Raw genomic sequence first — 2,913 nt, 5'->3', positions numbered from 1 at the left:
CCTGCCCGCGCCGCCCGCCGAGCCGGGCACCGGCGCCGCGACCCTCGCCGTGCTGCTGATCGGTCCCGCGGGGGCCGGCAAGACGACGGTCGCCCGGCTGTGGGCGGGCCGCCGGCGCGTCCCCACCGCGCACGTCTCCCTGGACGACGTCCGCGAGTGGGTCTGCTCCGGCTTCGCCGACCCGCAGTCGGGATGGAACGACCACTCCGAGGCCCAGTACCGCCTGGCCCGCCGGACCTGCGGCTTCGCCGCGCGCAACTTCCTGGCCAACGGCATCTCCTGCATCCTCGACGACGCCGTCTTCCCCGACCGGCCCGTCGTCGGGCTCGGCGGCTGGAAGCGCCATGTGGGCCCCGGGCTGCTGCCCGTCGTCCTGCTGCCCGGCCTGGAGGTCGTCCTGGAGCGCAACGCGGCCCGCAGCGGCAACCGCCGCCTCTCCGACGAGGAGGTCGCCCGCATCCACGGCCGGATGGCCGGCTGGTACGGCTCGGGGCTCCCCATCATCGACAACTCGACCTACGACGTCGAGACGACGGCCCGGGTCCTCGACGACGTCCTGGCACGCTCCATAGCCAGCCCGCCGGCCTGGTAGCGGCACCGGGCGGGCGGGAGCCCCGGTCGGATGCGCTGGCCGGGCGGGCCGCCGCGACCGCTCGTAGGGTCGAAAACATGTCAGAGGTGTACGCCGTCCGACGCGGGCTGCTGCGTGACCGGTACGCCGCCGCCGGTTCCGCGGCCGCCCTGGTCTCCCGCCCCGCCAACGTCCGCTATCTCGCGGGCGGGGCCCCACCCGGCGCCGTGCTGCTGCTCGGCCCCGGCGAGGACGTCCTGCTCTGCCCCCGGGCCCCGGCCGGAGACGCTCCTCCCGGGCGCCCCGACGAGCAGCTCCGGCTGACCGTCCTGCCCGCGTCCGGCGGCGACCCGGTCGTCGCCGCCGCCGGGCTGGCCGCCTCGCGGGACGTGGGCTCCCTCGCCGTCGAGGAGCACGACCTCACCGTCGCCCGCCACCGGGCGATGCACTCCGTCGCCCCCCACCTGCGCCTGGCCGACCTCGGCTCCACGGTGGAGCAGTTGCGGATCGTCAAGGACGAGGAGGAGATCGCCTGTCTGCGGATCGCCGCAGAGATCACCGACCAGGCACTCGGTGAACTGCTGGAGTCGATCCTGGTCGGCCGTACCGAGCGCCATCTCGCCCTGGAGCTCGAACGCCGGCTGGTGGACCACGGCGCCGACGGCCCGGCCTTCCCCACGTCCGTGGGGACGGGGCCCCATTCCGGACAGGGCCGCCACAGGCCCTCGGACCGGAGGGTGGAGGAAGGGGATTTCCTCTCCGTCTGCCTGGGCGCGAACTACCGCGGCTACCGGTGCGAGATCGGCCGCACGTTCGTCATCGGCACCGCTCCCGCGGACTGGCAGATCGAGCTCTACGACCTTGTTTTCGCCGCTCAGCGCGCCGGACGGGAAGCTCTCGCGCCGGGCGCGGCCTACCGCGACGTGGACCGCGCGGTACGCCACCTCCTGGACTCCGCGGGCCATGCGGACGGGCTCCAGCGCTGCACCGGACACGGTGTCGGACTGGAAATCGACGAGGACCCGCAGTTGGCACCGACAGCCATGGGTAAACTGGACGCTTGTGTGCCGGTCACCGTCGGACCGGGGGTCCACCTCCCGGGCCGGGGCGGTGTCCGGATCGATGACACGCTCGTCGTACGCCCCGAGGCGGACGGCGGACCCGAGCTACTCACCATTACGACCAAGGAGCTGCTCGCGCTCTAGTAGCGCGCATCCTCGGTCGTCCACCAGCTTCAGTCCAGGAGATTCCGCAACCGTGGCTTCCACGAACGACCTCAAGAACGGCCTGGTGCTCAAGCTCGACGGAGGCCAGCTCTGGTCCGTCGTCGAGTTCCAGCACGTCAAGCCCGGCAAGGGCCCCGCCTTCGTGCGCACCAAGCTCAAGAACGTGCTCTCCGGCAAGGTCGTCGACAAGACGTTCAACGCCGGCGTGAAGGTCGAAACGGCCACCATCGACCGCCGGGACATGCAGTTCTCGTACATGGACGGCGAGTACTTCGTCTTCATGGACATGGACACCTACGACCAGCTCATGGTCGACCGCAAGGCCGTCGGCGACGCAGCCAACTTCCTCATCGAGGGCTTCACCGCCTCCGTGGCCCAGCACGAGGGCGAGGTGCTCTACGTCGAGCTCCCCGCCGCCGTCGAGCTGACCGTCAAGCACACGGACCCGGGCGTCCAGGGCGACCGCTCCACCGGTGGCACCAAGCCGGCCACCCTGGAGACCGACTACGAGATCGGTGTCCCGCTCTTCATCACCACCGGCGAGAAGATCAAGGTCGACACCCGTACGGGCGACTACCTCGGCCGGGTGAACAGCTAACCGTGGCTGCCCGGAACAAGGCCCGCAAGCGCGCCTTCCAGATCCTCTTCGAGGCCGACCAGCGCGGTGAGTCCGTGCAGACGGTCCTCGCGGACTGGGTACGGCTCTCGCGGACCGACGACCGCCAGCCGCCGGTCGGCGAATTCACCATGGAGCTCGTCGAGGGGTACGCGCAGTACGCGGACCGCATCGACGACCTCATCGTCACCTACGCCGTGGACTGGGAGATCGACCGCATGCCGGTCGTCGACCGGAGCATCCTGCGGCTCGGTGCCTACGAGCTGATCTGGGCGGACTCCACGCCCGACGCCGTGGTGATCGACGAGGCGGTCCAGCTCGCCAAGGAGTTCTCCACGGACGACTCGCCGTCCTTCGTGAACGGCCTGCTGGCCCGATTCAAGGATCTCAAGCCGAACCTCCGCCGGGAGCAGTAGCCGGCGGCGTTCAGCCGAACGAGGGGCCCACGGTCGACGTGACCGTGGGCCCCTCGGCCGTGCGGGAGGGAGCGCCGCCCCGCA

The 2,913-nt window shown here is 71.3% G+C and carries 4 protein-coding genes; all 4 read left to right on the top strand.

Annotation, left to right across the window (positions count from 1 at the left end):
- The coding region (locus tag ABZ371_RS31140) for an AAA family ATPase (RefSeq protein ID WP_358685978.1) at window positions 1–592 on the top strand (592 nt) is incomplete at its 5' end.
- 77 nt (window positions 593–669) lie between these two features.
- The gene (locus ABZ371_RS31135) at window positions 670–1,776 is read left to right on the top strand and encodes a M24 family metallopeptidase (protein WP_358685976.1); all 1,107 of its coding nucleotides are present in this window, start codon (window positions 670–672) and stop codon (window positions 1,774–1,776) included.
- Window positions 1,777–1,828: 52 nt separating this feature from the next.
- On the top strand, window positions 1,829–2,395 hold the full coding sequence (efp, locus tag ABZ371_RS31130) for an elongation factor P (RefSeq protein WP_307128042.1): 567 nt from the start codon (window positions 1,829–1,831) through the stop codon (window positions 2,393–2,395).
- Between the two features lie 2 nt (window positions 2,396–2,397).
- Window positions 2,398–2,829, top strand: coding sequence for a transcription antitermination factor NusB (gene nusB, locus ABZ371_RS31125; protein ID WP_358685974.1), 432 nt, complete (start codon window positions 2,398–2,400; stop codon window positions 2,827–2,829).
- Window positions 2,830–2,913: the final 84 nt, after the last annotated feature.

It is taken from the genome of Streptomyces sp. NPDC005899 (genome assembly GCF_040629645.1).
Lineage (GTDB): Bacteria > Actinomycetota > Actinomycetes > Streptomycetales > Streptomycetaceae > Streptomyces.
Note: the sequence above shows the minus strand (reverse complement) of the source record. Positions and strands in the feature narration are given on the sequence as shown.